General features: G+C 56.3%; 4 protein-coding genes and 2 pseudogenes. 2 read left to right on the forward strand and 4 right to left on the reverse strand.

Going from position 1 to position 6,259, the window contains the following annotated elements; all coding sequences use genetic code 11:
- Nucleotides 1–82 precede the first annotated feature (82 nt).
- The 3 genes from NKJ94_RS28400 to NKJ94_RS28410 all read right to left on the reverse strand — a co-directional run bounded on the left by NKJ94_RS28400 (nucleotide 83) and on the right by NKJ94_RS28410 (nucleotide 4,538).
- Nucleotides 83–829, reverse strand: a complete 747-nt coding sequence (locus tag NKJ94_RS28400; protein ID WP_352529846.1) for a helix-turn-helix transcriptional regulator — start codon at nucleotides 827–829, stop codon at nucleotides 83–85.
- A gap of 1,027 nt (nucleotides 830–1,856) precedes the next feature.
- Nucleotides 1,857–3,092, reverse strand: a complete 1,236-nt coding sequence (locus NKJ94_RS28405) for an NAD(P)/FAD-dependent oxidoreductase (RefSeq protein WP_352529848.1) — start codon at nucleotides 3,090–3,092, stop codon at nucleotides 1,857–1,859.
- A gap of 153 nt (nucleotides 3,093–3,245) precedes the next feature.
- Nucleotides 3,246–4,538, reverse strand: coding sequence for an ATP-grasp domain-containing protein (locus NKJ94_RS28410; protein ID WP_352529860.1), 1,293 nt, complete (start codon nucleotides 4,536–4,538; stop codon nucleotides 3,246–3,248).
- A gap of 358 nt (nucleotides 4,539–4,896) precedes the next feature.
- On the opposite strand from NKJ94_RS28410, the gene NKJ94_RS28415 reads away from it, so the two are divergent.
- Nucleotides 4,897–5,145, forward strand: a complete 249-nt coding sequence (locus NKJ94_RS28415) for a hypothetical protein (RefSeq protein ID WP_352529850.1) — start codon at nucleotides 4,897–4,899, stop codon at nucleotides 5,143–5,145.
- Between the two features lie 257 nt (nucleotides 5,146–5,402).
- Nucleotides 5,403–5,666, forward strand: a pseudogene (locus tag NKJ94_RS28420) (transposase); the annotation flags it as partial.
- A 111-nt stretch (nucleotides 5,667–5,777) separates the two neighbouring features.
- Here NKJ94_RS28420 and NKJ94_RS28425 read toward each other — a convergent pair.
- Nucleotides 5,778–6,154, reverse strand: a pseudogene (locus tag NKJ94_RS28425) (transposase); the annotation flags it as partial.
- Nucleotides 6,155–6,259: the final 105 nt, after the last annotated feature.

The following is a 6,259-nucleotide window of genomic DNA, read 5'->3' on the forward strand; positions in this document are numbered from 1 at the left end:
TCATGTGACTTTCGACAACCACACTTTGGCAATTGCGATGCCGGGAGCGGAGGCCGTCCACCACATCAGGTCAGCCGCTTCTTTACAATTCGATGATTCCGAAGTTTATGGCTTTTACAGCAGCGACCGTTCTGCTAGAAGTGTCCAATTTCCGCATTAAGTTTTTTATATGGAAATTTACAGTATTGTCAGATATTCCTAAAATCTGTCCTATTTCCCACGAGGACTTACCTCTCGCTGTCCACAGGATGCACTCTTTTTCTCTTGGAGAAAGATTTATGCCGCGAGATTTAGCGTAGTTCGTGACTCTGATGTGGAAATGCAACGCCGCAAGTTGCAAGTACGCAATTCTTCTATTTTGAAATTCACCATCTCGGGCCTGAGCAAAGCTCATGATCGCAAAGCTGTTCCCAGGACCGTGCAATGGAACGGTAATGCCTGACCTTAAGCCGAAAGTCGCAGCCTCGTCGAAAACGCGCCGTTCGTCTTCAGTCGTACTTGCGTCGCGGTACACCTCGCTCCATCGGAAGGTGCCTCCTCGCGCTCTACTCGCTTTGATGATCGGATCTATCCTATCATATCCCATTTCGAAATAGCGCTTCTGCCATTCATCAGGGAAATTCAGTATGGCCGCCGGATCGCGTTGGACTGACTTTAAACGTTTTTGGGGAGCAAGAACCTCATAGGCGATCCACGGGCAATCAAAATTCACAGCAAAAGCAGATAACAGATCGAACAACCGCTCGTATTGGGCAACGCCATCAGTCTGGTCGAGAAATCGGCCGAATTCGATGGCGAACGCCTCCTTGGCAGCCTCAGGGAAATGCATCGCTAGGACCAAAGAAATCGGATACTCTGGTTGGCGCCCTGAAGTTGATAGACAGCAGTCATCCGATGGCGTCCCATGGTCTCTGCTCCGCAGCACGTTTGCACTGGATGTTGTGGCTGGCGGGCAAAGCTGCAGGTTTGTAACGCTACGCTCGGCACGCCGTCCTCAGCAGCCCGGCATCGACACAGCTCTACCATCTCTTTGCGACTGGGATAGGTTATTTAACTTAAAGTTGTGCGTACATAATGTTACACAACATCGTGCTCCATAGCATCTACGCAGTGGCACGCGACCCATTCGAAGTATTTTTTCTATTGCATCTAAGTACCATCTGGAGGGTCCAAAATGGCTTTTGCGCGCGGCATCGTTTAGTCGCCGCGTGAACGCTCTATTAGGAAGGAGGTCGGAACCCGACGACCTCACCATAGTGTGTCAAGCTAAAGGTGTCGGGCAATTTGTCTGGCCCTCATCACATCCAGCAGCCTTGAACAACTTCTGCATTCGGTTGGCTTGACCAGATGCCAGATGCCGCCGAGAGCGCGTGGGGCTTCTGGCCGCGTTTCTATCGCAACAGCGCCTTCAGTTTGAATATTCCATCTCCATCGGATTGAGATCGGGCAGGTATGGCGGTAGGAACAGGAGGCCGGCGCGCCCGCTGGCGGGCCAACTCGGCTGCACGCTCGGTTTTGAGGAAGCCGACCCTGTCGAGGATGATGATATTTCCTGGCGCCAGCTCGGGAGCGAGTTGATGGGTGCATTGATCATCCACGGCGCGAAAAAGCCCAAGACATCGCAATCTGGCGATCTAGTCGCAGCCCAACCGGCACGTTTGTAGGCAGCTTGATATTGGTTGGTCGACGTCTCAGCCGCGTCAAAGCCTTATTGAAAAAGTGCTTGCGCCTGTTGCTGCCTGCTCAATCGCTTGGCGCTCAGTCATAAGAACTCTACAGGCCAGTGAACAGCCATTAGCGGGGCACGCTTATCCCTCGGCCCTCCAGTCCCGGTGTACAAGGCGATTTGGTCCCCGTCAGTAGCGCCAGGGCCGATAAGGGAAGGGATCGATCGTCGGCGACTCATTGTTCATCAGTTCGGCGATCAAACGGCCGGTCGTTGGTCCCAATGTAAAGCCCTGATGGCCATGTCCGAAGTGCAGCCACAGGCCGCGGTGCCGCGGTGCCGCGCCTATAACGGGCAGCATATCGGGCATACAAGGCCTTGTGCCGAGCCCGGGCTCCGGCTCGACCGGCCGGCCGAGGTCTAGCAGTTTGCACGCGGCTTGCTCTGCGTACGCAAGCTGCGTGAGGTCTGGTTTGCCGCCGGGCGCCGCAAACTCAGCGCCGGTCGTGATGCGCGTGCCCTTGGCCATCGGCGCCAACACATAGCCATTCATCGCATCACACAGCGGCAGGTCGAGCCCACTGCCGCCCACATAATGCCGATGATAGCCGCGCTTGCGCACCATGGGAAATCGGTAACCGAAGCGCTTCAACAAATCTGGCGACCATGGCCCGAGGGCAATAACCGCTGCTCCCGCCTCCATGCGACCATTTTCGGTAATAACCGACCAGCCGGCATTGCCACTTCGAGACAGGCTTTTCGCGTCGCCGCGGACAATGTTTCCGCCTAAACGGGTGAAGAGATTGGCGTATGCCGAGACCAGTGCACCAGGGTCGGATACCGTCCACGGCTCCAGCCAATGTAGACTGCCAACGCCGCCCTCGGCGAGCGCCGGTTCGGCTTGCTTCAGATCCCACGATGTCATGACGCTGAACTTCACACCATAGGCATGGCGCAAGACTTCAGCCGCTGCGATTGCCGCCTCGAGAGCCGGCCGGTCGCGATATAGCATTCGAAATCCGTCGCGGCGGATAAGATTGCCGGCGTCGGCATGCTGGATAAAAGCCTCGTGCTCGCGGACTGCGCAGCCAATAATCTGCGCGTATGCCGCCGAGGCGTCCGCATGACGCGCAGGAAATGAATGCCACCAGTAGCACAACAGGGGACCAAGATGATACGGCAGCGCTGCAATGCGATAGCGTACGTCATTGGTACGACCGATCGCGATTTTCGCGAGCTCGCGCCAATCATGCGACATCGGATACGGCCGCAACGCTTCCCTCTGGATAATGCCTGCATTGCCGTGGCTTGTCTCGCGGCCTGGTTCCTTGCGGTCGAGGAGCACAACTGACCAGCCTCGTTGTTGCAGGTGCACGGCTGTCGCCACGCCGACCATGCCAGCGCCTAGAATGATCGCACTTTTCATGGGCTTTGCTTGGCCTGTTGCACGACGGCAATCGCCGCGTGTGACTCCGGTATTCTGCTGTCGAGCTTAGCGCTGAGGCGCGATTGGCCGCTTACCCGCTCAAAAAGCCCATCGCAAGCGGCGCCAGCTGGTGCAAAGGCTTTTTTGACCTCTTTAGTCATAGGCGATAGTATTCGGGCTATGCGAGACGTTCGGGGCCGATGATTGTTCGTCTGAGGTGGTCGGAAATGGGGTGATCGACCATTCGATCAAGTCGACGGCCCGCTGAAGCATAGCCTCGGTCCGAGCACGGCTCGGCGAAGCGGCGATGACATGTCCGATACAATCTCGGTAATCGCCTTTCCTGATGAACGGGGTCTTGGGTCGAACATAAAACTTCACCTCGGCGACACCTGATACAGCAGCCGCTCGATCGTCGCCCTCAATCCAATCGAGGATGCCATCGCGATCGGGCGTTAGTTTCCGCGCGGTGGCAACGTGCGAATGCCTTCTGCGCAAATCCCATTCCTCACCAATCACGAGCTTGACGTGCTCAGTGATGAGATCGACACCGTAAGCCAGTTGAACCAGTTGAGGATCGGGCGGCCCCGAAAGACGCGGATTGACTTCAATGACGACTGGGCCAAGGTTCGTCCAACGGAATTCAATGTCCGTAGGCCCCCAGCCAAGGCCGAGAGCTCTCAAGCATCTCAGCGAGACTTCGGCGATGAGTTTATATTCGGCGTCAGTCAGCACGGCCGGACAAGTGGCCTCACGAAAGACAAAATGCGGTGGCGGGGTAAATTCAGCAGCGGAAATCCCAATGACCTCATTTCCCATTATTCCGGCGCTATAATACGGGCCTTGTGCGAATTCTTCGACCATTATCCGGGGCGAAGACTGCCATATGTGCTCCCCGCCCAGCAGATAGTTCGTATGTTCGACTAACTCATCGGCATTGCGGCACAAACGGACTCCGCTGCTACCGCTGCCTGCGACTGGCTTAACAACGACCGGCAGTCCTATCTCCGCAGCAGAGCTTTCAACCTCCGACGCATTCGCCGCCAGGCGATAAGCCGGTATTGGAACGCCGGCCTCCGCGAGGAGTTGACGCTGAACGAATTTGTCGCAGCATCGTTCAATCGATGCGGAGTTCGGTCCTGGTAGGTGGAAATGACTACAGAGCTTTCCGATTCTCGCATAGATCGACTCGTCGAGGCCCGCAAAGCCAGTAACGCCGACAATATCATACGTCGCACGTAGCCGGGAGCATTCGCGGATCAACGCATCGAGATTGTCTGTATCGACACGGATTGCTTCAAGCTGTTCCTCCGCAAGATAGTCGTAGCAAGCAGGATCAGCCGCCAGGGTAATTGGATGAAGACCAAGACGCTGGGCGGCTTGGACGTATAGCAGACCATTACCTCTTGCATGACCTTCAACCAGGATGAGCGCTCTTCTTGCCATCGGCCGGTAACCCCAATCGTTGCGTGCTGTGCGGCGGCCGCCATAGACAGGCGTCAACTTTTATTCGTGCCTGACCTCAGACACATACCACGGTCAGCAGTGTGCGGTTGCGAAGGTTCTGCGAATTCGTTTGAAGGTTTTATTGCGAGGGCTGACTTGGGCCTACTTTGTAATGTCGCTTGTGATCGATCCACAGTTGTGTAGGCGGTAAGCGCGGCTGCAGCGACCGGTTTCTCACCGCCTATCCCGGACTGGGCGTGCGTCTTTCGTTCGCACCCCGGCACTCCAGAAGACATGGTAAAGTCGGGCATATCCATCCGCCTTACGAAGCAAGCTACTATTCCATTCGAGAATAAATATGAACGAGAAAGGATTCTTGCGTTGTCCAGATTTTATGAAATCACATGTCGGAATTTACGACGGATTAATAAAGGTTTTTAAACAACATACCATCGGACGGTGCGTTCTTGGCGCATTGTTGGCGACGGCGGTAGCGGGCCTTTGGAATCAGTGGCATGAGACCAAAGTTTACCTGAAAACCGCCGGGCTTTTGCCCGCGAAAACATACGATTTACCGCACAAAATCAAACTTGCGGTTGGCGAGTAGCGGAGACGCTTGCGCGCCTCCGCTCTCTCAGAACCGTGCGGTGCCGGCTCACTCTGACGGAGACCTCATCCTTGGTCTTGGCAGTTCGGCCTGGTCTTCGCCAAATTCCGCGAGCTTCACAGTGCGCTGAGGAGATCGCCGCGACGCTGAACGCGGAAGGCTTTGTCGCAGCACGCGGCGGCGCCTTCAAAGAGGAGAATGTCTGTGACGTCACCCCTTTGGCTTAATCCGGTTTGAAGTTGGCTCTGGCCCAACGAATGAAGCGCAGCCGTTTCAGTGAAGAGCAGATCATCGGGATTTTGAAGGAGCACGAGCCCGGCGTTTCGGTGGCCGATCTGTGCCGCAAGCACGGGGTCAGCGACGCCAGCAGCTACAAATGGAAGGCGAAGTATGGCGGCATGGACGTGTCGGAAGCGAAGCGGCTGAAGACGCTGGAGCATGAGAACGCTCGTCTGAAGCGGCTCCTGGCGGACGCCATGCTCGACAATGCGGCTTTGAAAGATCTTCTCGGAAAAAATGTATGGTCCGCCCCGTCCGTGCAAGGGTTCGCGACATCGCAAATGACGATTCCAGTTGCATAAATGTATCCGGCCTATCGCGAGTGGACTGCGGTTGCAGCCAAGCCATGATGAGATCCGCGCACGCCGTTCCCAATAAATGACAACGGCCTTGTTCGGCTGCATCCGGCTCTGAAGACCATCAAGCCAGCTTCCCAACCGATCCCACGTTCGATACAGATGACGGAAGCACGATCGTGCTCCATGAACTAGGAGCTTGCGGACGTAGCGGTTCCCCCGCTTGCTGATACCGAGGAGCTTCTGCTTGCCCCCGGTGGAGTATTCCAAGGGACCCGGCCCAGCCATGCGGCCAGATCACGGGTCTTCTGGAATTGGCGTCCGCTGCCAACGGCCGCCAGAAGTGCCGTGACCCCCAATGCGTCGATCCCTGGAATCGTCATCAGCCGACGTGCGACATCTTGTCGATCTGGAATCGCCTCGATCTCCTTCGATGGTAAGCGCCACGCCGCTCCCCTCGTGCGGGGCATGAGGTGAATGTGCGAAGAATCCCCCCGATCGCGAGAGACGGAGGGCCTACGTGGGAGCAGACGGCAAAA

The sequence above is a fragment of the Mesorhizobium sp. M0060 genome (genome assembly GCF_040323155.1).
Lineage (GTDB): Bacteria > Pseudomonadota > Alphaproteobacteria > Rhizobiales > Rhizobiaceae > Mesorhizobium.

Bases quoted from the DNA above. Each gene is read 5' to 3' on its own strand.
- NKJ94_RS28400 (WP_352529846.1), bottom strand. From the start codon at position 829: ATGCATTTCCCTGAGGCTGCCAAGGAGGCGTTCGCCATCGAATTCGGC.
- NKJ94_RS28405 (WP_352529848.1), bottom strand. From the start codon at position 3,092: ATGAAAAGTGCGATCATTCTAGGCGCTGGCATGGTCGGCGTGGCGACA.
- NKJ94_RS28410 (WP_352529860.1), bottom strand. From the start codon at position 4,538: ATGGCAAGAAGAGCGCTCATCCTGGTTGAAGGTCATGCAAGAGGTAAT.
- NKJ94_RS28415 (WP_352529850.1), top strand. From the start codon at position 4,897: ATGAACGAGAAAGGATTCTTGCGTTGTCCAGATTTTATGAAATCACAT.